Source organism: Rhizobium sp. BR 315 (assembly GCF_050577975.1).
In the GTDB taxonomy this organism is placed as follows: Bacteria; Pseudomonadota; Alphaproteobacteria; order Rhizobiales; family Rhizobiaceae; genus Rhizobium; species Rhizobium miluonense.
Window position 1 is genome coordinate 102,818 of sequence record NZ_JARWKZ010000015.1, and the last position, 25,427, is coordinate 128,244.

A 25,427-nucleotide genomic window follows, 5' to 3' on the forward strand; every position below is an offset into this window, starting at 1 on the left:
CCCCCGCTATTCCATGATAAAAACACCGTCCGACATATGAAGGATTCTCATAGATGTTGCGTGAAAACGTTACCGACCTGCTGTTTTTCCTTGCGGTTGCCAGAGAGCGGAGCTTCACGCGCGCGGCGGCCCAGCTTGGCGTTTCGCAATCGGCGCTCAGCCATACGGTGCGGCAGCTCGAGGAACGAATGGGCGTCAGGTTGTTGACGCGCACGACACGAAGCGTCAGCCCGACGCCCGCCGGTGAGCGTCTACTGCAATCGCTGACGCCGCGCTTCCAGGAAATCGAAGCCGAACTCTTCGCCGTCACCGAACTGCGCGAGAAGCCGGCCGGCACCATCCGGATCACGGCGGTCGACTATGCCGTCGATACCTATATCTGGCCGAAGCTTGCCGGCGTGCTCAAGGACTATCCCGACATCCATGTCGAGATCATCAATGATTACGGCCTGACCGATATCGTCGCGGAGCGCTTCGATGCCGGCGTTCGTCTGGGCCAGACGGTCGCCAATGGCATGATCGCCGTCCGCATCGCTCCCGACCAGGCATTTGCAGTCGTCGGCACTCCGTCCTACTTCGAGGGACGCAACAAGCCAGTTGTCCCTCAAGACCTGACTGCTCACCGATGCATCAACCTGCGGCTTCCGACGCATGGCGGCAACTATGTCTGGGAATTCGAAAGGGGCAGCGAGGAGCTGCGGGTCCGCGTTGACGGCCAGGTGACATTCAACGGCATTCGGCAGGTTCTAGCGGCTGCAGTCGACGGCTACGGATTGGCCTATGCTCCCTGCGATCTGGTACAGCCGCATATCGAGAGCGGCCGTCTTATTCGCGTGCTGGAGGACTGGTGCCCACCCTGGGCGGGCTACCATCTCTATTATCCTAGCCGCCGCCAGCCCTCCTCAGCCTTTGCCGTGGTGCTGGAAGCCCTGCGCCACCGCGGCTGATGCGGCTTCGCAGCAGGACTTAAGATGTCATCAACGCGCGGATGCTGCGATCTGCCGACTGAAGCAGTTCGAAGGCTTCGTAGCGCCGCTCATGCAGTGCCTTGACGGCACCGTCCGCCGGCTCAAACCGTTTCGCCAGCCTCGACATGGCAGCCATGGCTTCGACAAGAGAGCCGCAATGTCCACCGGCCGTAGCGCCGAGCATGGCGGCACCGAGAAGAACGGGTTCTTCGGTATCGGCAACGGCGACCTGACGACCGGTCGTATCTGCCAGTAGTTGACGTACGAGACCACTCTGGGCAGCGCCGCCGCTCGCTATGATGAGATCGCAGCCAATGCCATCCTGTGCCAGCTTTTCGAGCAATTGCCGGAGGCCGTAGCCAATGCCGCAGAGGCCGGCGACATAAAGAGCCATCAGATCATCGACACCGGTTTCCAGCCCAAGCCCGGAGATAACGGCGCGAGCATCCGGATCGGCATAGGGCGACCGGTTGCCGAGGAACTCGGGAACGACCTGGATGGATTGCGCAAGCCTCACGGCGTCGGAAGCGTTCGTAACTGCCTTCATGGCCCAGCGGTCGAGCCAGGAAACCAGCGACAGTCCCTCCGTTTCAGCCTTGGCACGCGCATCTCCCGCCGCCGGATGCATCGTGACGAGATGATCGATCGCCGCCCCCGCCGCAGATTGACCGCCTTCGGTCAACCAGAGGCCGGGCACCATGGCCGAGTAATAGGGACCCCAGACCCCGTCAACGAACACGGCCCCTTCGCTCGACGCCATCGAGCAGGCCGATGTGCCGAAGATATAGGCGAGCCTGTTTCGAACATCGGCCTTGCCGTCCGCGTCCTTGCCGCCCAGCGTACCGACGCCACCTGCATGCGCATCGATCAAAGACGCGCCGACCGGCGTGCCAGCTGGAAGGCCGAGATCGCGGGCGGCAGCTTCGTTCAAGCCGTCGCCAAGCGCCGTGCCCGGCTCAACGATCTCGGTGCCGATCCGCGCAAAGCCTTCATCGGCCAGTTCACTAAGGCCGATATCCTTGAAATATTGCGCGTCCCAGCGCTTCTCATGGGCCAGATAGGTCCATTTGCACGTCACCGTACAAACTGATCTCTGCAGCGAACCCGTTGCCCGCCAGGTCAGATAATCGGCGAGATCGAAGAAATGGTCTGCCGTTGCGAAGGATTGCGGCAGATTTCGCTTCAGCCACAATAGCTTCGGCGTCTCCATCTCGGGCGAGATGCGGCCGCCGACATAGCGCAGCACCGCGTGGTTTCCGGCATTGATCTCCGCCGCCTCGCCAGCGGCGCGATGATCCATCCAGACGATGATGTTGCGATCGGCGTCCCCCGATGGTCCCACAGCCACGGGGCTGCCATCCGCCTTGACGGCGACCAGCGAGCAGGTCGCATCGAAGCCGATGCCGGCAACCTTATCGACCGCTATCTCAGCCGTTGTAACAGCCTCTTTGACACTGTCGCACACAGCCCTCCATATCTGTTCGCTGGATTGCTCGACGATGCTGCCGGTCTCGTGCCAGATGGTGATCGGGCGCTTGGCTGCGGCCAGCAGATGGCCATGCGCACCGAAAACGCCGGCCCGAGCGCTGCCGGTGCCGACATCGATGCCGATGAAATAAGGTGCCGTCATCAGAGATCCGTACTCAAGGGCAGGATCACCAGATCCCGGATTACGATGTTACGCGGCCTCGATAGCATGAAGACGACCGCCTCCGCCACTTCCGTCGCCTCCATGAGACCGCCGGCGGCAATCGCCTCGTCCAGCTTTGCCTGCGGCCAATCGCTGATCAATGCCGTCACCACCGGACCCGGCGCGACGGCACCAACGCGGATGCCATGCTTGGCGACCTGACGTCGTACCGTATGCGTAAACGCCTGAACGGCATGCTTGGAGGCGGTGTAGATCGGCTCCCAGACCACAGGCACTAGGCCGGCGATCGAGCTGGTCATGATGATATCGCCCGTCCTGCGCTCGATCATGTGTGGCAGCACCATCCGGACCGAACGGAAAGCGGCGTTGATATTGAGATCGAGCATCCTGTCCCAGGCATCTGGGTCGCCTTCCGCGACCTCGCCGCCGATGTAGGCGCCCGCATTGGCATGGAAAATATCGAGCTTACCGAACTTATCGAGAATTTGCGGCATCATCGTCGCCACACTCTCAGGGTTCAGAAGATCGACGACGACGGGATGGGCATTCGGCCCCAATTCAGCGCAAAGGCTTTTCAAGCTGCCTTCGGCCCGGTCGACGAGGGCGACGCTGGCGCCCTCGTTTAATAGCGATCTGGCGCATTCCAGCCCAATTCCAGACGCAGCCCCGGTGATGGCGGCGACTTTGCCAGCAAAATCCTGTCTCATAACAATCCTTACCTTCTTGAAGAAATCAGCCGCGCCCATGCGAGGCACGGGAACGGCGGGCAAGCGAGTCGACGATGACGGCAATGGCAAGAACTGCGCCGGTGATCATGTAGCGAAGCGCCGACGACAGATCGAGCATGGTCAAGCCACTGGCGATCGATTGGATGACGATGATACCGAGCAGAGCGGAATAGGCGCTGCCGCGACCGCCAAAGAGGCTGGTGCCGCCGATAACGGCCGCCGCGATCGCATTCAGATTGACGTCGCCGGTGCCCGCCTGCTGGCTGGCCGATGCCAGACGCGCGGCCGCCAGCACGCCGCCAAGGGCTGCGAACATGGCGCAGAGAACGAAGGCGCTGGTATAGATCCGCCGCACATTGATGCCGGCACGGCGCGCCGCCTCGCGATTGCCGCCAACGGCGGACATCGACCGGCCCCATTGCGTGCGTGTCAGCGCATAATTCATGACGATCGCCAGCACTACGAACAGGGCAAACATCCAGGGAATGCCGCGGTCCTGATTGAGATAGAAGGCCACGAACTCCAAAGCGACCGTGATGACGGCTGCCTTCGCCAACAGGCCAGCGACGGAAGGCGCCGACAGGTTCGCCCGCTTGCGCCGCCGCACAGTGCCTAAGCCGGTAACCAGCATGACCACACCCGGGATGAGCGCGAAGACATAGGCAAGCGGACGGGGAATGACCAGGAGCTGGCCAAAATTCACGATCGCGGAGCCATAGGGCAGATTGATGGAACCCGTCGCACCGAGCAGATAGAGCTGCATGCCGAGCACGGCGAGAAGTCCCGCCAATGTGGCAACAAAGCTCGGCATGCCCAGCCGGTTGAACAATACGGCATAGATGGCGCCGATCACGCCGCCGACGACGAGAGCCGCCAGGATCGCCAAAGCGACCGGCCAGCCCTCATTCACCCAAAGCATGCCGACCATGGCCGAGGCGAAGCCGCTGATCGAACCGACGGAAAGATCGATTTCGCCGACCATCAGTATGCAGACGATGCCGAGCGAGATGATGCCGACGGTTGAGGCGTCGAACAGCAGATTGGCGAGATTGTTGCTGGAGAGGAACGTCGGGTTGAGTGTGCCGAACACCGTCCAGATGATGACGAGGCCGACAACGACGGGCAGCGAGCCGAGATCGCCGGAGCGCACCTTGTCGATGGAGGAGCGGATCGTTGCCACAAGCCCGGTGTCATGGTTGACCCGGACGTCGCTGCGATCGAGCAGCAGGGTCGATTGCTTGCTATCCTGGCTCATGGCTGGCCCCCTTCTCTCTGTTCCTGTTGGGCCTGGCGCCGCACGGCGCGTCGCGACACGGAGTTTTCCGCGGCACCGGTGATGGCGCTGACAAGCTCTTGATTTGAAGTGTCGGGATAGAAAATCCCGTTGTTGCGGCCGAGGCGCAGAACGACGATGCGGTCGGCGACGGCGCGCACGTCCTCCATATTATGGCTGATCATGATCACGCCGAGCCCCTTGTCGCGGACGCGTTCGATGAGGTTCAACACCTCGGCGGTCTGTGCCACGCCGAGCGCTGCGGTCGGCTCGTCAAGCATGATGAGCTTCGGCTCCAGCAGCAGCGAGCGGGCGATTGCCACCGTTTGCCGCTGACCGCCCGAAAGCGATGCGATCGGGATGCGAACGCTCGGGATTCGCGCAGCCAGCTCATTGAGCAAAGTCCAGGCGCGAACTTCCATAGCGGTCTCGTCGAGCTTCATCGGGCTCATTTCCCGGCCGAGGAAGATGTTCGCCACGACATCGAGGTTCTCGCAAAGCGCCAGATCCTGGAAGACCGTGGCAATGCCGAGATCGAGCGCTGTTGCGGGATCGCTAAGCGTGACCGGTTTGCCGCGAAACGTGATCGTGCCTAAACTCGGCTGGTGGACGCCGGCCAGAACCTTGACGAGCGTCGATTTGCCCGCGCCGTTGTCGCCGACCAGCGCCACGACTTCGCCGGCATGCACATCGAGGTTGATATCCGTCAGTGCCGAGACGGCGCCGAAGTGCTTGGAGATCCCCTTGAGGCTGAGCACAAGCTCGCCGGACGGGGCTCTTTGGTCGGAAGCGTCACTCATGACTCGCCACCTTCTCGGGTTGAGATGCTATCGGATGCGTTTGGTTTCCGGCCGCCGCAGCGGCCGGGTTCAGAGAAAGAGCAGAACTCAGCTGCCGATACCGAGCTTCTTGCAGCCATCGGTATAACGGTCGATGCAGAGCTGGTTCGGCGTCTGGATCGGCTTGCCGTTGACCGCCTTGTCGATGATCTCGGCCTTGAGGTTTTCGGACGTGACCAATGCCGGCGTGAAAAGCTTGGTCGGCGTATCGAAGAGCTTCGTGTCCGCCTTCGGTGCCGAGCCGGAGAGCAATTCGATCGCGACATTGGCGGCAGCGGCAGCCACGATCTCGCTCGGCTTGGAGATGGTATTATACTGGTCGCCGGAAATGATGAGCTGCAAGCCGGCGATGGTCGCGTCATTGCCGGTCACCGGCGGGACCGGATCGAAGCCGGCAGCCTTGAAGGCTGCGACGGCTGCGCCGCCCGTGCCATCATTGGCGGCAACGACGCCGAGGATCTTCTTGCCGAAGCGGGTGATCTGGCCGCTTGCCCATTGCTGCGCCTTCGGCGGTGCCCATTCCGGCGTATCGAATTCCGCCAAGACCGGATAGCCGCCTTCGGCAAGACCGGCATGGATACCCTTCTTGATAAGGCCGGCAGCGGCATCTGTCGGCGAACCGTTGATCTCGAGAAGACCGCCATCGCCTGCCTTCACATTCTTTGCCTTCAGGTAATCAACCAGCGACTTGGCGATTATCTTGCCGATCTCCTCATTGTTGAAGGAGACATAGTAATCGGCAGCCGCCGAGGGGATCGGGCGGTCGTAGGCGATAACGCGCACGCCTTGGCTCTGCGCCAGCTTCACCAGCGAAGCAGCCGCCGTCGAGTCCACCGGATCGAGCACGATGGCCTTCGCACCTTGCGAGATTGCCGAATTAAACTGCTGCTGCTGACGCGAGGCATCGCCATTGGCGTTCTGATAGATGACCTTGCAGCCGGCGCAGAGCTTCTTCATCTCCGCCTGGAAACCGGGGAAGTCGTGCTCTTCATAGCGTGTGGAGCTCTGGTCGGGCATCAGGAAGGCGACGGTCGCGTCCGTCACCTTGGCGGACTGGGCGAATGCGGACGTGCCGGCCAGAAGGCCGACTGCAAGCGCGGCTGCGCCGGCGATTTTGAGTGCGACATGAGTCATTGGAAATTCTCCGTTCCAAATGGTAATGGTTTCCCTCGATCATCACGGCTGTCCGCACGCGATGCTCTTGTTTGATTTTCCCCGACAACGATCGTCAGACCGAGGCGGCGGTTGTTTTTGGACAAGCGTTCACCCTCGGGCGACACAGGTGCCCGTTCGCTTGGCCTGATGTTGTCTCTCCTCCCTGTCCTCCTTTGTGTTTAGGCGGCCTCCACCGCGCGTGCATGCTGTGCCAATAGGGATCTGAACCGGGAGGGCGCCATGCCCTTCTGATCCAGAAAACGCCGATTGAAGTTCGAGATATTATTGAAGCCTGCCGCAAAGCAGATGTCGGTGATCGTCATCTCAGCCTTGCTCATCAGCAGATGACAGGCGAAGTTAATACGCAGCCGATTGACATATTGGACCAGCGCCATCCCCGTATGGCGGCGGAAACTGCGGGAAAAAGCGCTCGCGCTCTGGCCCGTCAACTCGGCAAGGTCTCCTTCGCTGAAAGGCTCGGTCAGATGCGTGTTGATGTAAGCCAGTGCTTGATTGACGCCTGCGGACATGAAGCCAGATGGATCGGGCTGATAACCGGCGCTGGCAAGCGTGCGCATCCCCTGGGCGCTGCTCATCGCACCGAGAACATTCATGAAAAGTTCGATGCGGCGAATACCTGTCGCCTCGACCAGTTCGCCGAGGATGGGACCAACGATGGCGGCAGTTTCGGGGGTGAAGAGCGCGCCACGGCGGCTCGTTTCCAGCATGGCGGCGCAGGCCGCTAGCTCGGGAAAGACCCGGCTCGCCTCTGCCAGGAAGGATTCGGAGAATTGCAGAACCCGGCAACGCAAGGGAAGCGTCACGCCGGCCGGAACATCGCTAACCCAGTTATGCGGCAGGTTGGGGCCTGTCAGAACCAGATTGCCCGGCTCGAATTCGCCAATGAAGTCGCCGATGAAATATTGCCCGGTGGTCGCAACGACGTGATGGATTTCATATTCGGGGTGAAAATGCCAGCGAACCGTGCGGTAGGGATAACCGTGTTCCCACGCCTTGAAGGATTCTCCGCTGCCGATCGCGACCACTTCCAAATCGGGATTCATCAGCCAACCTCCTTTCGTCCGTCCGCACGCTACTAGGACTGCGGCGCCTCCTCCCAGAGGCCATAACGTCTTCTATGAGGTCAAATCTACGCCTTGCAGCAACCTGCCGCTACTACGCCTCGTACGCTCAACCGATACTTTTTTGACATGAAGGGCAGCTTATTTGGTCGAATGTGCAGTGCGGGATGGGCACTGCGATGCCGAAGCATTGATATCCGGCGCAGAGCGTAGAGAGTTCTGCCTAAAGCTGACAAGAACCTACAGCCGGCGTGCCGCTGGTCAGCCGCCAGTATCGGAAAGTTGCAGTTACACACACAGCGGAGAAGAACGGCAGCCATAGTAGACTAGGCAGTCGAGGTCGGCCGATTCGCCTCTGAGTGTGGGACGCGCTTCAATTTCCGCTTTAATCTGAGGCGTCAAGGGTGTGTTCGGCGGGCGCTTACGGTCCGCTGGTTTCGTTATTTCTTCTTCCCTTGATCGTGATGCCACTTGATGGCGAAGAACATGCCCGTGCCTAACACGAGAACCTTGAACAGAATGAAGACTATAGGGAACCAATCCACCATTTTGAGTATTTCCAGGCTATTACTTGACACTATCTATTGTGAGGTGCACCACCTCAAAACTGCCGCTTCAGCAGCTTCATTTTTTATTCAGACCATCGTCGAATCTAACTTCGATCATGAGATTCGCATCCACAGGGCATAAGTGTTGCCATCATCCGTCTTGCCGCAGCCATCATCAATTCAAGATGAATCCCCACAGGCATTAGTTTGCTGAGTGCAGCGTCTCGGTTTCCGGCAGGCGGACGAGCTTGCCTTCCTCGGCCTTATAGAAATATTGGCTCGCAACTAACCAACCTTTGAGCGGCCGCAACGGTGGAATGCAGGTCGCCAGCATGAATGGCCCCGTCACCAGGAAGTGAACCCAGACCGGAACGGAGAAGGCCACTTCCAGCCAGACACCGAGAAGAACACTCGGAATACAGGCAAAGCAGATGACGAAAAATGCGGGTCCATCGGCCGGATCGGCGAAGGAATAATCAAGCCCGCACGCCTCACATTGTTTGCGCAGGGTCAGAAATCCGTCGAACATGCGCCCCTGGCCGCAGCGCGGGCAACGGCAGCGAAGGCCGGTCTGCAACGGGCTTAACGGAGGATAGTCGGTATCCATGGCGATCTCGCTTTCAAATGAAGGCCATCGGCATGATGCATTCAATGGCCATATTGTTTGCATTCAATATAGCTACATTGAAGGCAATATGCGAGTCCATTCGCCAGAATGACGCAGCCGGAAGTAACGACAGGGCGGCAAAGGCTTATTCAAGTCGTTTCCAGTCATGATGCATTCAATCCAAGCGCCGCGACGAAGCAATCGATCTAGAAAAAGGAGGCGGCCATTTCCGGAGGCCCTTCGAGTGCGTGGCCCATGAAGTCCAGCGCACCCTTCAGCCTATCGCGGCCAACGGGGCCGCCGAGGCAAACGCGGACGGCCTCCGGCGCTGGTCCTTCGACGGTAAAGGCATCGCTTGCCACCACGCCGAGGCCGGCGTTGCGCATGTGGCTGGTGAAGGTGGATCGCGTCCAGCCGTTGGTCAGTGGCAGCCAGATGTTGAAACTGATCGGATCGGCCCGATAGCTGCCGGAAGGCAATATGCTCGCCACCATCTCTTGACGCGCAGCGGCCTCCATTCGCACGAAGCGCAGGATGCCGTCTGCCGTGCCGTCCTCGATCCAGCGGGTTGCCAAGGCCATGTTAAGGGGCGATGCCATGACATTGCCGGTCCGCATGGCGCTGACGAAAGGCCACGCGTTCCTGGTATCGGGCACGACGACATAGGCAAGGCGAAGCCCCGCCCCGATGCATTTTGCCAGTCCGCCAATATGCCAGGTGAGATCCGGCGCAATCGCGGCAATCGGCGGCGGCCCCCGTAACGGAATGAAGCCATAGGCATCATCCTCCACGATCGGCACCTGATACCGCCGGGCAACGGCGACGATCTCCCGTCGGCGTCCCTCTGGAACAGTGAGGGTCAGCGGATTTTGCAGCGTCGGATTGAGGTAGAGCGCCTTCGGTCGCAGTCTCTCGCAGGCTTCGCCTAAAGCGTCGGGCAGAATACCCTGCTCATCCATCGGCAGACTGGCAAGGTTGAGCCGGAGTTGGGCGGCGATCGAGCGTATTCCGGCATAGGTAATATTTTCCGACAACACGACGTCGCCCGGCCTGGCAAGCAAGCCGACGATTGCGAGCAACGCAGGATGAGCCCCGGGCGTGATGAAAATGCGCTCCAGCGGCGGCGTCAAGCTGCGTCGACCAAGCCACACGGCAGCGGCTTCCTTGTCCATGCCCAAGCCGCCAAAATCCTGGTAGCGCAGCAACGACACGAGATTGGCAGCCACGGCCGACATGCCCTCGCGCATCCGGGCGATGACGTCCGGATCCGTCACATCGGGTGGCAAATTCATCGAGAAGTCGACTGCGGATGCTCGGCGCGGATCGGGCGTCAGATCGGAAACGAAACCTCTCCGCTCCGCACCAGCGCCACCGATTACGAAAGTGCCGCGACCGACATGCGAGTCCACCAGTCCGCGCTTCTGCGCCTCGACATAGCCCCGCGCCACCGTGGTGAAATCGACGTTGAGGCGTTTGGCGAGCTCGCGCTGCGGCGGCAACCTGTCGCCGGCAGCCAGGACGCCGCTGCGTAAATCCATCTCGATCAGGTCGGCGATGGCGATGTAGCGAGGATTTGCGGAACGGCTGAGATCGGGGTGCCAGTTCTTCATTTCAATGCTCCGGAATCGGGATCTGACGGGAATGAACCTATCCGACATTGATGGTATATTGTTGCGCGCCACTCAAGTCATGTGAAAATGCCATCCGCAGCTTTGTTACAGCATGGACGCTCCCCCGGGAGAGGCCAAAGAGGCAAGAATTGAATGCACTCAATCCGGAATAGATTGTGCTGATATGAATCCTTGAACAAGCGGACACGCCGGCGAAAATCGGCGTGTCGCATTCTCAAGCGAGGCTGGCAGCGGAGATCATTTCCCCTGCTTGCGGGCAGCTTTCTCTTTGGCTTGATCGTCGACGAGCTCGTACCACATGGCATTGAGGACGGCGAAGGCTGCGGCCAGAGGGAAACCGAGGAGCCAGGCGAAGTACCACATGCGAAATCTCCTTGAAGGTTAATAGGCGTGGCCGCCCTTGTCGTTGACCATCTCCGCATCGACCTTGCCCCACAGCACCCGATAGACCCAGGCGGTGTAGGCGATCACGATCGGCAGGAAGATCATGGTGACGACGAGCATGATGAATAATGTCATGTGACTGGACGAGGCGTCCCACACCGTCAGGCTGGACCTTGGGTCCAACGACGAGGGCAGGATGAAGGGGAACATCGACAATCCCACCGTCGAGATGATGCCGAAAATGGCGAGCTTGCTGAAGAGCAGTACGGTGACCTCACGCCGGCCCAGCATCGCAAGCAGGGCTGTAGCCGCGCCGACAAAGCCGAGAACCGGTGCAATCACCATCCAGGGATGCGCGCCGTAATTGGCGAGCCAGGCCCCGTGGCTGTGCTCGGCCGTCTTCAAGAGCGGATTGGAAGGTCCGGCCGTGTCGATGGCGCTGGAAATCCGATAGCCGTCGATCCCCATCCAGAGGAAGAGACCGCCCAGGGCAAAGAGCACGATCACCGCCAGGGCGGCAAGGCTGCCGTAGCGACGGGCACGCTCCGCAACGATCCCTTCGGCCTTGACCTGAAGCCAGGCCGCGCCGTGCATGACCAGCATGGCAACCGATAGAAGACCACAGAGCAACGCGTAGGGGTTCAGCAGCGCGAAGAAGGATCCTTCGTAATAGATGCGCATGTCGTCGTCGAAACGGAAGGGCACGCCCTGGAGCACATTGCCGACCGCCACGCCGAAGATCAGCGAAGGAACGAAGCCGCCGATGAACAGCGCCCAGTCCCAGCCAGTCTTCCATGCGGCGCTATCGCGCTTCGAGCGATATTTGAACGCCACCGGCCGCAAGATCAGCGCGAAAAGGATGGCAAACATCGCGAGATAGAAGCCCGAGAAGGAGACCGCATAGAGCGGCGGCCACGCGGCGAAGATGGCGCCGCCGCCGAGGATCAGCCAGACCTGATTGCCTTCCCAGGTCGGGCCGATCGAGTTGATCGCGATGCGGCGCTCCGTATCCGTCTTGGCGACAAAGGGAAGAAGCGTACCGACGCCCAGGTCGAAACCGTCGGTAACGGCAAAACCGATTAGCAGCACGCCGAGCAGCAGCCACCAGATGATGCGCAAGGTCTCGTAGTCGATCAATTCATGCAGGATCATGGCAGGTCACTCCGCAGCCGGAACGAGGTTTTCGGAAATCAGCTTGGCCTCCGGCTCTTCGTCCGGTCCCGGGCCCTTGCGGATCGCCTTGATCATCAGCGTCATCTCGATGACGATGAGGACCGTATAGAGAGACGCAAAGCCGAGAATGGTCAGAAGCACGGTGCCGGCGCCGAGATTGGAGACGGCAGCCGCTGTCGGCAGCACGCCTTCGATGATCCATGGCTGGCGGCCGAACTCGGCAACCACCCAGCCGAGCTCGATGGCGACCCAGGGAAGCGGGATCGCAAAGACGGCAATCCGAAGCAGCAGCGGATAGCTGTCGAGCTTCCGTCGCGCCGAAAGCCAGAAGAAGACCGTCATCAGCAGGATGAAGAACATGCCGAGCCCGACCATAGTGCGGAAGGACCAGAACAGCGTCGGCACATGCGGAATAGTGTCGCGCGCAGCCTGTGCTATCTGCTCTTCGGTCGCTTGGCGGGGGTCGTTGACATAGCGCTTCAGCAGAAGTGCGTAGCCGAGTTCGTGACCGATCTCCTCGAAGGAAGAGCGTGCCTCGGCGGTGGCGACATCCTGCGAGGCGCCGCCAGAACCAGCCGACTTTGCCGCACGGATCTTCAGCAGCGCGTCATAGGCCTTGATACCCTGGCGGATACTGTCCTTGGCCTCCGCTTCGAGCTTGTCGATACCGGGGATCTCAGTCGTCAGCGATCGGGTGCCGATCAGGCCCATGACCCATGGAATATGCACGGCATAGTGCGTTTCACGCGCCTCCTGATCCGGAAAGCCGAAGGCGGTGAAGGCAGCCGGTGCCGGCTCGGTCTTCCACATGCCCTCGATCGCCGCGAGCTTCATCTTCTGATGCTCCGTCGTCAGATAGCCGCTTTCATCGCCGAGCACGACCACTGAAAGCGCCGAGGCCAGACCGAAGGATGCCGCAACCGTCATTGAGCGCTTCGCCAGCTCAACGCTGCGGCCCCTCAGGAGATACCAGGCCGAGACGCCGAGTACGAAGACGGAGGCACAGACATAGCCGGCAGAAACGGTATGGACGAACTTCGCCTGCGCCACTGGGTTGAAGACGACGTCGAAGAAGCTGACGATCTCCATACGCATGGTCTGCGGATTGAGCGCCGAACCCACCGGGTTCTGCATCCAGCCATTGGCGATCAATATCCACAGGGCCGAGAAATTCGAGCCGAGCGCAACGGCCCAGGTGGCGACCAGATGCCCGACCTTCGAGAGCCGATCCCAACCGAAGAAGAACAGGCCGACGAAAGTCGCCTCGAGGAAGAAGGCCATCAGGCCCTCGATCGCGAGCGGCGCGCCGAAAATATCGCCGACATAATAGCTGTAGTAACTCCAGTTCATGCCGAACTGGAATTCCATCACAAGGCCCGTGGCGACCCCGAGCACAAAATTGATGCCGAAAAGCGTCCCCCAGAACTTCGTCATTTGCCGCCAGATCTGACGGCCGGTCATGACATAGGTCGTTTCCATGATGGCAAGCAGCACGGACAGGCCCAGCGTCAGCGGCACGAATAAGAAGTGATACAGCGCCGTCATGGCAAACTGCAGGCGCGATAGCGCCACGATATCAAGTTCCATAGTCTTTCTCCCACCCCCTACGGTGTGTCTGACAGGAATGCGGCGCGATTGGATGCGCCGCGGGTATGCGACTACTCCTCAGTCCGGCCGAAGGCGGTGGAGGAGTGTTTCGAATTCCGATGTGCCGCGCAGCGCGTCGGCGGCGACGCGGCCACCGTCCAGAAGCAAGATACGGTCGGCCAAAGCCGCCTCGCGACGGATATGCGTGGCTATGACAAGGCTGCGTCCGCCTGCTGCCGACGCCAGCCTTTCGAGCACAGCGCGGGCGGTATCCGCATCGAGGCCTTCCGTCGGCTCGTCGAGCAGCCAGAGTGGAATGTCGCGCAACAACAGCCTTGCGAGGGTCAGCCGGCGCGATTGCCCGCCGGAGAGACCGGCTCCGCCTTCGCCGAGCCTGGCCGAAAGATCATGCGGCAGGGCTTCGATGTCTTCGAGTAGCCCCGCAGTTGCGAGTACCTCACGCAGTCGGCTATCGTCGGCATCGGGCGCTGCCAGTTGCAGGTTACCGCGCACCGTGTCCTGAAACAGCTCGCTACGCTGAGTCAGCCTCGCTGACGGCAGACAAGCAACCGAGCCGCTACTCGCAGCGATCTCGCCCGCCAACAGTGCGAGTAGTGTCGACTTGCCGACACCGCTCGGACCGACGACGGCAAGCCGCTCGCCCACCGCCAGCGACAGGGACAGACCTTGCAGGACCGGCCGCGCCGCGCCCTCATGGCCTGCGACAACAGTTTCGAGTTGAAGGGCGCAGCCAACCTCCGGCCTGGTGATTGCCTGCGTCGCGGCCACCGGCCTCAGCCGCGGTGCGATACGCTTTGCGGCAAGCAGAGTGCGACCAAGCTCCAGCACGCCCCGTCGCATGGCAGCGAAAGGCTCTGTCGCGGCAAACGCTATGAGCAAGGCGAAGGCGGCTGCAGGCGCACCGATCGTTCCCTGCCTTGCAAGAAAGGCGACCGTCAGCAGGGTGGCAGTCAACAGCGATGTCGAGGCTAAGGAGAAGCCAGCTGCGACACCACTATCTATCCGGTTCAGGGCATCGTCTGCCTCTGCCAGGCGTCGATCCGCCTCGTCTACGGCCAGGCGCTGTGCCTGCAACTGGCCGACCATTGCCAGTTCCGCCTGGCCGGCGACGAGATCGATGCTCCTAGCTCGCAGGGCCTCCATCGCATGGGCACGCCGCCGCCCCGGCATCAGAGCCATGCGCCCCGCAGCCAGCGAAAGACCAAGACAGACAGCAACGAGCCATAGCCCCGCAAGGCCGCCAAGGATTGGGTCGATCAAGCAAAGCGCTATGGTAACGGCAAAGGCTGCAAGAATTGCGACAACAGCCGGCACCAGCACACGCAGGTAAAGCGAGTCGAGCGCATCGACATCGTTCGTCAGCCGAAACAACAGCTTTGCCGGCCGGCGGATCATCATCGCGGCAGCGGCAGGTTCCGCCCAGCCGCGAAACAGCCGCTCGCGCAGCGCCGCAAGCACCTTGAGCGTCGCATCGTGGGTGACGATCCTTTCGCCATAGCGAGCCGCGGTGCGCCCGATTGCAAACAGGCGTATGCCTGCCGAAGGAACAAAGACATCGAAGATTATGGCGCTCGCGGCGCTCAGGCCGGCAAAGGCCGAGGCTGTGATGAACCAGCCGGAAAGCCCGAGCAAACCGCCGCCGGCCAGCATCGCCAGAGCCGAAAGAGCGGCGCCGAGAGCGAGGCTTGCCCCACGCTCGATCCAGAACAGTTTGATGATGGGAAGAAGCGTTGTCAGCGAGCGCTTCATGCTGCAACCCTCCGCGCCTGCGTATCCAGGCGGACGATGCGGTCCAGACGTCCGGCCAGCACCGGATCATGCGTGGCGACGATGAGGATACGTCCCTTGGCGAGGGCAAGCAGCGCATCCGTTATGGCTGATGCGGTCTGCGCATCGAGATGGGCGGTCGGTTCGTCTGCAAGGATGATATCGGCTTGTTCATCGACCATCATCCGCGCCAGCGCCAGCCTCGCCGCTTCGCCGCCGGAAAGACCAAGCCCGCCCTCCCCGATTGCCGCGACCCGCTCGGGCGTAAAGACCCGATCGAGACCAACGCTGCCAAGCGCGCCTGCGACCGCATCGCTGTCGATGCCGCTGCGCCCTAGCGCAACATTGCGCATGACGCTGCCTGCAAAGACATGCGGCGATTGACCAATCCAGGCCATGCGGCGGCGCAGGCTATCTACTGTGTCATCCCGCAGCGGCATGCCTCCAATGCGCACCACGCCCGCCTCGTGCCGCGCCAATCCAGCTATCAGCGACAAGATGGTGGTCTTGCCGGAGCCGCTGGCGCCCCATAGCGCCACATGCTCCCCAGGTGCGACCGAGAGATCGAAATGATCGATCACGGGTTTACGCTCCGGCCCGTGGCGGAAGACCAGGCCTTCGATCTCGATCAAGGCCGGGCCGACGAATGGGCGTGGCTTCGCATCGCTGCCGCCGAGAATGGTTTGCTGCGATGTCTCCAGCTCTTTCAACGCCGCCAGCGCTGCCTCGCCGGCGGCGCGGTCATGCCAGACGGCAGACAATTCGCGCAGCGGCTCGAAGAAGGCCGGCGCGAGCAGAAGGATGAAAAGGCCCTGAGTGAGCGTCAATCGGCCTTCCCAGGTGCCGATATCGATCGATCCGAGCAGGCTGAAACCCACATAGACGGCAGTGGCAGCGACGCTAAGGGCGGCGAAGAACTCGAGCACAGCCGAGGACAGAAAGGCAATCCTGAGTACCGCCATGGTGCGAACCCGCAAGGACTCCGCGTCCGCCCGCAGTCGCAATGCCGTCGTATCGACGGCATCAAGTGCACGAATGGTGGCAAGGCCGCGCAGCCGGTCGAGTAGAAAGGCGTTGATACCGCCGGTCTCGGCGAGTTGCTGTTCGCTGGCGGCCTTGGCGCGCCATCCGATCAACGCCATGAAAATCGGGATCAACGGGGCACAGAAAGCGAGAACCAGCGCCGCGACCCAGGAAATCGGCAGGATGCAGAGGAGCACGGCTAGCGGCACTACGCTTGCTTTCATCCGGGCGGGACGGAAGCGCGTCAGATAGGGAACGACCGCTTCGGCCTGTTCTCCGAGGACACTGGCGGCCAAGCCGGAGGCGGGCCTGCCGCTATCGAGAGGCGAGCGCTGCGCAAGCGCCGCCGTCGCGGCGGACCGATGCATACTCAGCTCCCGCCGGGCCGCACGGAACGCCAGCCGGCCACCGACGGCATCGAGTGCTGCGCGCAGGATTCCCAGGCCGGCGACGACAGCCGCAGCGACCGCGATATCGGCGACCCCGCCGCCCTTGCTGATTGCACCCACACCGATTGCCAGCATGGCGGCCTGGCCGATCCACATCAATGACGAAAGACAGAGGATAGCCGACGCAAGACTCAAACCCGCGCTTCGCCCAATGGGCTGACGAGACGCGGCCCGCCGAACATCTCTGCTCTCCGACGTGCTCGATCCAAAAACCTCGTGTCTCTCCAACATCTCGTCGCTGGCGGAGGAAGCACTCACGTTGGCCCATCCCTTCGAATTCGCGTCATCAAGGAAGGCCCGCCGGTGGATGAAGGCTGAATGATCTGCATCGCAGACATTTATCCCGCGCCGAACCTGGAACACACTTGCCGCAATCGACCGCATCGGAGCGCTAATATGACCGGCTTTTCGCCTCTTGTCAGCGACAAGAATAGCATGCCCAGCCTCGCCGAAGGGTTGATTTCTTCGCAAGCTATTCGCGACATGGTTCTATGCATATTGTGCACTGCGCAAAAGCACACAGGATGTCGCAGGCGTCACCTACGACCATGGCAGATTGACGCAGAAGCTCGTAGTCGAGCTGAAATTGTCAATTCTGCCCATCCCTGGCGTTCACGCGCCAATTTCTCTGGTGACCAAAATACTTTTGCGTCGCAACATTTTCGGCCATTCAAGTGCTTTGCATCGCGCCTGGTTAAACTCTCTGCGCATGGCTTGTTGCAGCGACCGGCACCGATCCGGTCAGGGATCGCCGAATCGCTCACCCACGGCCATAATTGCCATTGAGATACGTTGGATGGCAGCAAACGCCCATCAAGAGAGGTTCAAAGCAGAAGGCTTATGTCACGCGAGCGACGAGCCTTGACGGGCAGATGCATTGCCGAAGTGCCGGACAAACGTATACTTGTGTATACTTGCCCGGACAAATACAGCCTGAGATCGTAACCGGACGTCGCAGGCTGTGCGAGCATTGACGGGTCTAAGGAGATTGGGATGTATGACAGGATTATTTGTGCGATCGGACTCGGATCCCGCGAGCGCGCCGAGCATTTGCTGCGCACCTCTCACACGCTCCTGACACCCGGCGGCGAACTGAGCGTCGTGCACGTCATCGAACTCTTTCCGTCCGGACGCGCAAACCCGGACGAGCGGGCCGTATCCATGATCGGAGAGGCGGAGGAAAAGCTCGAAGCGCTGTGCAGGCGTCTCGGCATCGACGCGACCATCGATGTGCGAAACGGCACCGCATCGAAAACCCTCCTGCTCATCGCCAAGGAGAAGAAGGCCGACTTGATCGTGCTGGCAACACACGCTTCAGATATCTTCGATCGGATCTTCGGCTCGACGACGGAATATGTCATTCGGCACGCCGAATGTTCCGTTCTCATCGATCGGGCCGAAAGATCGGTCGTGGCGGACAAGAAGTAGCAAGGATCGCAGCATGCCGGGCGCCGTCTGACTGCTTGCTTTGCAATTCGAGAATGCTATATGTCCGCCTCCGTCCAGCGTCCAAGACGAGCCGAATGACCGAATCCGCCATTACCTGGGGTATCGCCGGGCTGACTGCCCTGGGCGTCGTCGCGCGCCCGTTCCGGTGGCCCGAAGCGGTCTGGGCCGTTTTCGGCGCAGCCCTTCTCCTTGCCTTCCGGCTGATCGGCCCCGCCGACGTCTGGGCAGGCATATCCAAGGGCTTCGATGTCTATCTGTTTCTCATCGGCATGATGCTTCTGTCGGAGCTTGCCCGGCGGGAGGGGCTGTTCGATTGGGTGGCGGCGATCGCCACCTCCCACGCCAAAGGATCGCCTCGCCGGCTGTTTCTGCTCGTCTATATCGTCGGCGTGGTGGTGACCGTGTTTCTGTCGAACGACGCCACGGCCGTCGTTCTCACCCCGGCCGTCTATGCGGCCTGCCGGGCAGCCAGGGTCAAAGACCCTATGCCCTATCTGCTGGTCTGTGCCTTCATCGCCAATGCCGCCAGCTTCGTGCTGCCGATCTCGAACCCGGCCAATCTGGTGATCTTCGCCGGCGGGGAAATGCCGCCTCTGTCGCGTTGGATGGCAACGTTCCTGCTGCCTTCGATCGTTTCTATCGTCGTGACCTTCGCCTGCCTCTACTGGACGCAAAGACATGCATTGGCGGAAGATACGATCGCGCGCAATGTCGAAGAGCCCGCCCTCTCACATAGCGCCAAGCTCGCCGGATGGGGACTTTTGGTGACGGCGCTTATCCTCATCGGGGCGTCCGCCATGCATCTGGATCTCGGCATCCCAACCTTCGCCGCCGGCGTCATGACGACCATTATCGTCCTTGCTCTTACGCGGCAGAGCCCGATCGAGACCATGCGCGGCATAAGCTGGAGCGTATTGCCGCTGGTTGCCGGACTTTTCGTCATCGTCGAAGCGGTCAATCATACCGGCTTGACCTCGCTCCTCTCCGACAGGCTCGCATCGCTTGCGGCCCAATCGCAAATGCAGGCGGTCGGAGCGGCCGGCCTTTCGGTCGCCATCGTCTCCAACCTCGTCAACAACCTGCCCGCCGGTCTCTTCGCCGGCAGCGCAGTGCAAGCAGCCCATGTTCCCGATGCCATTGCCGGAGCCGTGCTGATCGGCGTCGATCTTGGCCCCAACCTCTCCGTCACCGGTTCGCTCGCCACCATCCTGTGGCTTGCGGCCCTGCGTCGCGAAGGTCTGCATATGGGCGCTTGGGCCTTCCTGAAACTCGGCGCCGTCGTCATGCTCCCGGCGCTGATCCTCTCGCTGGCGGCCCTTTCGCTGATATAGCGACAAACCACTCCCGCATTGTAGACGACCGGTCCATTATTTGTTATCGGACGGCCATGGCGACCAGAAAGAAATCCGATCTGACACGCAACCACATCCTCGAGATCGGGCGAGAGCTCGTGCTGCGCAAGGGTTTCGGCGGCGTTGGGCTCAAGGAACTGCTCGATCAAAGTGCCGTTCCGAAAGGATCTTTCTACTATTATTTTGCCTCCAAGGAGGCGTTTGGCTGCGCCCTGCTCAAGGAATATTGCGCCGACTACGCACAACGCCTCGATACCCTTTTCGGCTGGAAAGGAACCGGCCGTCAGCGGTTGATGCATTATTGGAACGCATGGCTTGCCGACGGTAATGCCGGCAGCCTCGCAGAGCGTTGCCTCGTCGTGAAGCTTGCCGCCGAAATCTCCGATCTTTCCGAGAGCATGCGCGTGATCCTGCTCGGCGGTGTCGACGATCTCCTTCGGCGAATTGCCACCACCCTGACAGAGGGTCGCGAAGACGGCTCGATTGCGCCTTCCTGCGTCCCGGAAAAGATGGCCCGCTCGCTCTACAGCCTTTGGCTCGGCGCGGCGATCCTCGCCAAACTTGGAAAAGACAAAACACCGCTCGATCAAGCCATGCTTGCCACCGAGCAGGCCCTTTCCGCCCCCGGCAGCCTTTGAGCCCAGCCGGGACCAGCACATCAAACATGCAAGGAAACCATAATGCGTAGCGCCATTCACGAAGTCTTCGGCGACCCGGCTGCAGTTCTTCGTCTTGCCGAGATGCCTTTGCCACAACCGGTCGCCGGACAAGTGCGAATTCGCACCATCTTGTCGCCCATTCACAATCACGACCTCTGGACCGTCCGAGGCGCCTATGGCTACAAGCCGATCCTGCCTGCGATCGGCGGCAGCGAGGCGGTTGGGATCGTCGATGCCGCCGGCGCCGGCGTCGATAGCGCGCTCATCGGCAAACGTGTCGTTGCAGCCGGCGTTCACGGCACCTGGGCCGAACAGTTCATCGCACCCGCTGCAAGCCTCGTTCCCGTGCCCGATGCGATCACCGATGAGGCCGCAGCACAGCTCATCGCCATGCCGTTCAGTGCCATTGCTCTCCTTGAATTCCTCAATGTCGAGAAGGGCGACTGGATCATCCAGAACGCTGCGAACGGAGCCGTCGGCAAGACGCTCGCCATGCTCGCGCATAGCCGCGGCGTGCATGCGATTAATCTCGTACGGCGCGACGCCGGCGTCGAGGAACTGGCCGTATTTGGCATCGAAAACGCCGTCTCGACGGCATCCCCGGATTGGAAGACCAAAGTGCGTGCCTTGGTCGGCAATGCCCCCATCCGGGCCGCCGTCGATTCCGTCGGCGGCGTTGCAAGCAACGATCTCGCCGACCTCCTGGGCGAGAACGGCCTGCTGGTTTCCTTCGGCACCGCCGCTGGCAAGCCGATGCAGATCGCGTCGGGCTCGGTCATTTTCAAGCAGCTCACCATCAAGGGCTTCTGGGGCAGCAAGATCAGCGCCGCCATGCCCACCGAGGAGCGGCGGCGACTGATCGGCGAACTCATCACGCGCGTTGCCTCCGGCGACGTCAAGCTGCCGGTGGAAGCTGCCTATGACATGACGGAGATCGCCCAGGCGGTGAAATCCTCGCTGGCCCCCGGCAAGGCGGGCAAGGTTCTCCTGAAGCCGTAATCGATAATGACACGCGCCCTATCAAGGGCTGCCTCCGCCGCGGGCGCCAGGCGGTCCAAGGCGCGTGCCTCCACTGCGTTTTTCCGATCCGGCGCGCATGCGACGGCGCCGACGGCTCTGTTCTTTAGATAGTGATCAGACTTTTGCTTTATCAAGCACAAATCTGTCTGATCAGTTCGGAGTAGCGTTGGTGGATGCCGTGACATTGGAAGAAGTTGACCGTCAAATCCGCAACGGATTTCGGTTCCTTCGTTTCAAGCCGGCGATCGAGAAGCTCTTCCTGCAGGACTATGCGGCAAACCGGGTGAGACTGGCGCCGATATGGGCGGTGGTCGGCACGCTGATCTACGATCTCGTCTATTTTGGCGACCGGACGATGATGGCGGATGTCTTTTCTCAGCTCGTGCTCGTACGATTCGGAATTTTCACGCCTTTTGCGCTATTCAGCGTCATAGCTCTCAGACGTTGGCGGAGTGCGCTGAATTACGATCTTCTCGCAATCTGCGTGGCTGTGCTAGGTGTCTCCCTGCCCATGTCGGTCGCCATGCACAGCGGCAGCCCATATCTGTTCGTCTACCAGAACGGCAATGTCGCGGCCTTTCTGTTCTTCGTCATCGCGCTCAGCCCTCGCTTCGCAACGATTCTCATCGGTCTCGTCCTGATGTGCGCCGTGCAGTTCACGACCACGAAGCTCAGCGGCGCCTTCGACGATATCGTCTATACCGGCATCATCACCTTCTATGTCACGCTCACAATCTTTCTGGTCCTGAGCGCCTACTTTACCGAGCATAAGGACCGACTGAACTTCCTCAATCAGCTTCGTGGCACCCTGCTGCACACCCAGCTGGAGCAAAAGTCGGAACGGGACGAGCTTACTGGCCTCTTCAATCGCCACTCCCTCGACCGCGTGCGCTCGTCGATCTGGCGTGCGAATGGCGAAGTTGCGTCGGTTGCCGTCATCATGCTCGATATCGACAGATTCAAACTGTTCAACGATGTCCATGGGCATGTCGAGGGCGACGAATGCATTCGCGCCGTTTGCCAGTGCATCTCCCGGGAGATCGGAGCCAATGGGACATCCTTCCGCTTTGGCGGTGAGGAAATCCTAGTCTTGCTGCCCGATACCAATTGCGAGGTAGCTTTCGCCATCGCCGAGAGAACGCGGCGCTCCATCGAAGCCCTCGGAATTCGCCATCGCGGGCTCGACGGTCATGTCACGGCCAGCCTTGGCGTAACATGCGGCAAGCCCTCGCAAGCGTCGCTCGAGGATCTCCTGAAGACCGCCGACGCCGCGCTTTACGAGGCGAAACGGGTCGGACGAAACACCGTGACCGTGGGTCGCGCCGCCATGAGACAGCTGCAATAGCGAAGCCGGAATGCCAGGGTAGCATAGGGTTTCAGCGGACTGCCGCCATTCGCGAACGTGTCCTGCAAAAATCTGCAAAATTGCTCTTGTCCCTCTAGTGGCTAGAGGATGTAGCAATGGTTCCGACATCGAAATCGGAACCTGAATATGACTTCGACAACACAACAGAGCCGCTATCGCGTGGAGGGCATGGACTGCGCTTCCTGCGCCTCGAAAATCGACACAGCCGTTCGCCGCCTGCAGGGGGTCGAAGACGTCTCCGTCTCGGTCACCGCAGGCACGATGACGGTCAAGCACCAGGGCGACGCCACCCTCGCCCCAGCCATCGCCAAGCGCGTTACAGGATTGGGCTATAAGGTCATTCCGCTTCCGCAAAGCAGCGCACCAGTGGCGAAGGTGGAAGACGAAAGCCACGCCTGCGGCTGCGGCCATGACCATCATAGTCATCACGACCATTCGTCGCATGACCATGACCACGAAGGGCACGACCATAGTCACGGGCACAACCATGATCATGGACCCGGCGGTCATCGACACGATCATGCAGGGCATAGCCACAAGGCGCAGGACGAAGCCGTCGCCGGCCTCCACGGTCATGACCACGGGCCGACCACCGGACCATGGTGGAAATCGGCCAAGGGCCGGCTGACCATCGCCAGTGGCGTGGCCGTTGCAGCGGCCTGGGCCATCGGCAAGATGGTCCCCGAGCTGGATGCCTGGATCTTCACCGCCGCCATGCTGGTCGGCCTCGTTCCGATTGCCCGGCGCGCATTCATGGCCGCGATAGCCGGAACGCCGTTCTCCATCGAAATGCTGATGACGATAGCGGCAGTCGGTGCGGTTATCATCGGCGCCAGCGAGGAGGCCGCAGCCGTCGTCTTTCTGTTCCTGATCGGCGAACTGCTGGAAGGTGTCGCAGCGAGCAAGGCGCGGGCCAGCATTCAATCGCTGACCGACCTGCTTCCCAAGACCGCCCTTGTTGAGCAAAACGGCAAGATCAGCGAAGTGCAGGCGGAAAGCCTGCCGGTCGGCGCCATCATTCTGGTGCGTCCCGGTGATCGAATCTCTGCCGATGGCGTGATCGTGTCCGGCGAAAGCGCGATCGATGAAGCACCCGTCACCGGTGAGAGCACACCCGTTCGCAAGGGGGCCGACTCTGTCGTCTTTGCAGGCACCGTCAACGGCGATGCGGTGCTACGCGTCCGCGTCACGGCCGCCGCCGCCGACAATACCATCGCGCGCGTCGTCAAGCTGGTGGAGGAGGCACAGGAATCGAAAGCGCCGACCGAACGCTTCATCGACCGCTTCTCGCGTTACTACACGCCTGGCGTCGTGGTTGTTGGCGCGCTCGTCGCCATCCTTCCTCCCTTGCTTCTGGGCGGCGCCTGGGGCGAATGGGTCTATAAGGGTCTGGCGATCCTGCTGATCGGCTGCCCCTGCGCCCTGGTGATCTCGACGCCGGCGGCAATCGCAGCCTCGCTGTCTTCGGGCGCCAGACGCGGCCTGCTCCTCAAGGGTGGAGCCGTGCTGGAGAACATCGGCAAGGTGACAGCTGTCGCCTTCGACAAGACGGGCACGCTGACGGAAGGCAAGCCGAAGGTCACCGATCTCGTCGGCCTCGGCATGGGTGACACCGAAGTGCTGCGCCTAGCAGCAGCGCTTGAAACAGGCTCCAGTCATCCGCTCGCCCGGGCGATCCTCGATCGCGCGTCGGCAGACGGCATCGAAGTCCCATCGATCCTCGACGCGAAGGCGATCGGCGGCAAGGGCGTCAGCGGTACGGTCGATGGTCTTGAGGTTTTCCTCGGCTCGCCGCAGGCCGTAGCGGACAAGGTTTCGCTTGCGCCGGAACAGTCTGCACGGATCGCCGCGCTCAACGACGAGGGAAAGACCGTCTCCGTTCTTCTCGCCAAGGGAAGCGTTGCCGGGCTGCTGGCAATGCGTGACGAACCGCGCGCCGATACCGCGGCGGGCCTGAAGGCGCTCACGGATGCCGGCATCAAGACGATCATGCTGACCGGGGACAACAAGCGTACCGCACAAGCCATTGGCAAGACCCTCAGCATCGAGGTTCACGCGGAACTGCTGCCCGAAGACAAGCAGCGCATCGTCGGCGAGCTGAAGCGCCAGGGCCTTCGCGTCGCCAAGGTCGGCGACGGTATCAACGATGCGCCGGCACTGGCCGCTGCCGACGTCGGGATCGCCATGGGCGGCGGAACGGACGTTGCGCTCGAAACTGCTGACGCCGCCGTGCTGCACGGCCGTGTCGGCGACGTCATCGAAATGATCGACCTCTCGAAGCGGACAATGAGCAATATCGGTCAGAACATCACCATCGCGCTCGGCCTCAAGGGTGTCTTCCTAGTTACCACGATCATCGGCATCACCGGCCTCTGGCCTGCGATCCTTGCCGATACCGGGGCAACCGTGCTGGTCACCATGAACGCCCTGCGCCTGCTCGGCGGCAAGCGCCGACAGATAGCAGCCTAAAGCAATTCCAGGAAAAGTGCGCAGCGGTTTTCCGTCCGGAATTGCGTAAAAACAATGAGTTAGATGGTGTAACGGGCGGAGCCCGGCCAGCCAGGTTTGAATGGCTGGTGGTCGTCCCTCACAATGATGGTGTCGCGGAGTCAGGAGAGACCTGCTCCATAGCATCACGGAGAGACGACCATGAAGCAGTATGCCGGCATCGACGTATCATTGGAATACTCAAGTG

The 25,427-nt window shown here is 61.2% G+C and carries 20 protein-coding genes; 7 read left to right on the forward strand and 13 right to left on the reverse strand.

What is annotated here, in order from left to right:
- Positions 1–53: 53 nt before the first annotated feature.
- Entirely contained in the window at positions 54–947 is an 894-nt protein-coding gene (locus QD409_RS17020; RefSeq protein ID WP_430763190.1) for a LysR family transcriptional regulator, read from the forward strand.
- A 19-nt stretch (positions 948–966) separates the two neighbouring features.
- On the opposite strand, the gene QD409_RS17025 is transcribed toward QD409_RS17020, so the two are convergent.
- From QD409_RS17025 to cydD, 13 genes are all read right to left on the reverse strand, one after another.
- On the reverse strand, positions 967–2,598 hold the full coding sequence (locus QD409_RS17025; protein WP_430763191.1) for an FGGY-family carbohydrate kinase: 1,632 nt from the start codon (positions 2,596–2,598) through the stop codon (positions 967–969).
- Complete coding sequence (locus QD409_RS17030; RefSeq protein ID WP_430763192.1) at positions 2,598–3,326, reverse strand: SDR family oxidoreductase; 729 nt, start codon at positions 3,324–3,326, stop codon at positions 2,598–2,600. The genes QD409_RS17025 and QD409_RS17030 overlap by 1 nt, the downstream gene beginning before the upstream one ends.
- 25 nt (positions 3,327–3,351) lie before the next feature.
- The gene (locus QD409_RS17035) at positions 3,352–4,602 is read right to left on the reverse strand and encodes a sugar ABC transporter permease (protein WP_430763193.1); all 1,251 of its coding nucleotides are present in this window, start codon (positions 4,600–4,602) and stop codon (positions 3,352–3,354) included.
- Positions 4,599–5,420 carry an ATP-binding cassette domain-containing protein gene (locus QD409_RS17040; RefSeq protein WP_430763194.1) on the reverse strand — a complete coding sequence of 274 codons (822 nt, stop codon included), beginning with the start codon at positions 5,418–5,420 and terminating at the stop codon, positions 4,599–4,601. Before QD409_RS17040 ends, QD409_RS17035 begins: the two co-directional genes overlap by 4 nt.
- A gap of 87 nt (positions 5,421–5,507) precedes the next feature.
- Positions 5,508–6,593 (reverse strand): ABC transporter substrate-binding protein, encoded by a 1,086-nt coding sequence (locus QD409_RS17045; RefSeq protein WP_430763195.1) that lies wholly within the window; start codon positions 6,591–6,593, stop codon positions 5,508–5,510.
- Positions 6,594–6,793: 200 nt separating this feature from the next.
- Positions 6,794–7,678 carry a helix-turn-helix domain-containing protein gene (locus QD409_RS17050; protein ID WP_430763196.1) on the reverse strand — a complete coding sequence of 295 codons (885 nt, stop codon included), beginning with the start codon at positions 7,676–7,678 and terminating at the stop codon, positions 6,794–6,796.
- 768 nt (positions 7,679–8,446) lie between these two features.
- Positions 8,447–8,851 carry a DUF983 domain-containing protein gene (locus QD409_RS17055; RefSeq protein WP_430763197.1) on the reverse strand — a complete coding sequence of 135 codons (405 nt, stop codon included), beginning with the start codon at positions 8,849–8,851 and terminating at the stop codon, positions 8,447–8,449.
- Between the two features lie 206 nt (positions 8,852–9,057).
- Complete coding sequence (locus QD409_RS17060; protein WP_430763198.1) at positions 9,058–10,461, reverse strand: PLP-dependent aminotransferase family protein; 1,404 nt, start codon at positions 10,459–10,461, stop codon at positions 9,058–9,060.
- Between the two features lie 258 nt (positions 10,462–10,719).
- Positions 10,720–10,845 (reverse strand): cytochrome bd-I oxidase subunit CydX, encoded by a 126-nt coding sequence (cydX, locus tag QD409_RS17065; protein WP_004115294.1) that lies wholly within the window; start codon positions 10,843–10,845, stop codon positions 10,720–10,722.
- A gap of 18 nt (positions 10,846–10,863) precedes the next feature.
- Complete coding sequence (cydB, locus tag QD409_RS17070; RefSeq protein WP_430763199.1) at positions 10,864–12,018, reverse strand: cytochrome d ubiquinol oxidase subunit II; 1,155 nt, start codon at positions 12,016–12,018, stop codon at positions 10,864–10,866.
- 6 nt (positions 12,019–12,024) lie between these two features.
- Positions 12,025–13,626, reverse strand: coding sequence for a cytochrome ubiquinol oxidase subunit I (locus QD409_RS17075; RefSeq protein WP_092847858.1), 1,602 nt, complete (start codon positions 13,624–13,626; stop codon positions 12,025–12,027).
- 78 nt (positions 13,627–13,704) lie between these two features.
- Positions 13,705–15,396: a thiol reductant ABC exporter subunit CydC gene (gene cydC / locus QD409_RS17080; RefSeq protein ID WP_430763200.1), complete on the reverse strand. Its 1,692-nt coding sequence runs from the start codon at positions 15,394–15,396 to the stop codon at positions 13,705–13,707.
- Positions 15,393–17,117, reverse strand: coding sequence for a thiol reductant ABC exporter subunit CydD (gene cydD / locus QD409_RS17085; protein WP_430763207.1), 1,725 nt, complete (start codon positions 17,115–17,117; stop codon positions 15,393–15,395). The genes cydC and cydD overlap by 4 nt, the downstream gene beginning before the upstream one ends.
- A 762-nt stretch (positions 17,118–17,879) precedes the next feature.
- On the opposite strand from cydD, the gene QD409_RS17090 reads away from it, so the two are divergent.
- The 6 genes from QD409_RS17090 to QD409_RS17115 all read left to right on the forward strand — a co-directional run bounded on the left by QD409_RS17090 (position 17,880) and on the right by QD409_RS17115 (position 25,201).
- Positions 17,880–18,314 (forward strand): universal stress protein, encoded by a 435-nt coding sequence (locus tag QD409_RS17090; protein WP_092847872.1) that lies wholly within the window; start codon positions 17,880–17,882, stop codon positions 18,312–18,314.
- A gap of 95 nt (positions 18,315–18,409) precedes the next feature.
- Positions 18,410–19,666: an arsenic transporter gene (locus QD409_RS17095; RefSeq protein WP_092847875.1), complete on the forward strand. Its 1,257-nt coding sequence runs from the start codon at positions 18,410–18,412 to the stop codon at positions 19,664–19,666.
- 56 nt (positions 19,667–19,722) lie between these two features.
- Entirely contained in the window at positions 19,723–20,325 is a 603-nt protein-coding gene (locus tag QD409_RS17100) for a TetR/AcrR family transcriptional regulator (protein WP_092847880.1), read from the forward strand.
- A gap of 42 nt (positions 20,326–20,367) precedes the next feature.
- Complete coding sequence (locus QD409_RS17105) at positions 20,368–21,345, forward strand: zinc-binding dehydrogenase (RefSeq protein ID WP_092847882.1); 978 nt, start codon at positions 20,368–20,370, stop codon at positions 21,343–21,345.
- Between the two features lie 199 nt (positions 21,346–21,544).
- Positions 21,545–22,711, forward strand: coding sequence for a GGDEF domain-containing protein (locus tag QD409_RS17110; RefSeq protein ID WP_245297998.1), 1,167 nt, complete (start codon positions 21,545–21,547; stop codon positions 22,709–22,711).
- 147 nt (positions 22,712–22,858) lie between these two features.
- A complete protein-coding gene (locus QD409_RS17115) occupies positions 22,859–25,201 on the forward strand; it encodes a heavy metal translocating P-type ATPase (RefSeq protein WP_092847893.1) in 2,343 nt (780 codons plus the stop codon).
- The last annotated feature ends 226 nt before the right edge of the window (positions 25,202–25,427 follow it).

Excerpts from the sequence above, each read along its gene's own strand:
- cydD (WP_430763207.1), bottom strand. The coding sequence starts at position 17,117 with ATGTTGGAGAGACACGAGGTTTTTGGATCGAGCACGTCGGAGAGCAGA.
- QD409_RS17050 (WP_430763196.1), bottom strand. The coding sequence starts at position 7,678 with ATGAATCCCGATTTGGAAGTGGTCGCGATCGGCAGCGGAGAATCCTTC.
- QD409_RS17095 (WP_092847875.1), top strand. The coding sequence starts at position 18,410 with ATGACCGAATCCGCCATTACCTGGGGTATCGCCGGGCTGACTGCCCTG.
- QD409_RS17020 (WP_430763190.1), top strand. The coding sequence starts at position 54 with ATGTTGCGTGAAAACGTTACCGACCTGCTGTTTTTCCTTGCGGTTGCC.
- QD409_RS17105 (WP_092847882.1), top strand. The coding sequence starts at position 20,368 with ATGCGTAGCGCCATTCACGAAGTCTTCGGCGACCCGGCTGCAGTTCTT.
- cydC (WP_430763200.1), bottom strand. The coding sequence starts at position 15,396 with ATGAAGCGCTCGCTGACAACGCTTCTTCCCATCATCAAACTGTTCTGG.
- QD409_RS17030 (WP_430763192.1), bottom strand. The coding sequence starts at position 3,326 with ATGAGACAGGATTTTGCTGGCAAAGTCGCCGCCATCACCGGGGCTGCG.
- QD409_RS17045 (WP_430763195.1), bottom strand. The coding sequence starts at position 6,593 with ATGACTCATGTCGCACTCAAAATCGCCGGCGCAGCCGCGCTTGCAGTC.
- QD409_RS17035 (WP_430763193.1), bottom strand. The coding sequence starts at position 4,602 with ATGAGCCAGGATAGCAAGCAATCGACCCTGCTGCTCGATCGCAGCGAC.
- QD409_RS17060 (WP_430763198.1), bottom strand. The coding sequence starts at position 10,461 with ATGAAGAACTGGCACCCCGATCTCAGCCGTTCCGCAAATCCTCGCTAC.
- QD409_RS17055 (WP_430763197.1), bottom strand. The coding sequence starts at position 8,851 with ATGGATACCGACTATCCTCCGTTAAGCCCGTTGCAGACCGGCCTTCGC.
- cydX (WP_004115294.1), bottom strand. The coding sequence starts at position 10,845 with ATGTGGTACTTCGCCTGGCTCCTCGGTTTCCCTCTGGCCGCAGCCTTC.
- QD409_RS17075 (WP_092847858.1), bottom strand. The coding sequence starts at position 13,626 with ATGGAACTTGATATCGTGGCGCTATCGCGCCTGCAGTTTGCCATGACG.
- cydB (WP_430763199.1), bottom strand. The coding sequence starts at position 12,018 with ATGATCCTGCATGAATTGATCGACTACGAGACCTTGCGCATCATCTGG.
- QD409_RS17090 (WP_092847872.1), top strand. The coding sequence starts at position 17,880 with ATGTATGACAGGATTATTTGTGCGATCGGACTCGGATCCCGCGAGCGC.
- QD409_RS17040 (WP_430763194.1), bottom strand. The coding sequence starts at position 5,420 with ATGAGTGACGCTTCCGACCAAAGAGCCCCGTCCGGCGAGCTTGTGCTC.
- QD409_RS17100 (WP_092847880.1), top strand. The coding sequence starts at position 19,723 with ATGGCGACCAGAAAGAAATCCGATCTGACACGCAACCACATCCTCGAG.
- QD409_RS17025 (WP_430763191.1), bottom strand. The coding sequence starts at position 2,598 with ATGACGGCACCTTATTTCATCGGCATCGATGTCGGCACCGGCAGCGCT.
- QD409_RS17115 (WP_092847893.1), top strand. The coding sequence starts at position 22,859 with ATGACTTCGACAACACAACAGAGCCGCTATCGCGTGGAGGGCATGGAC.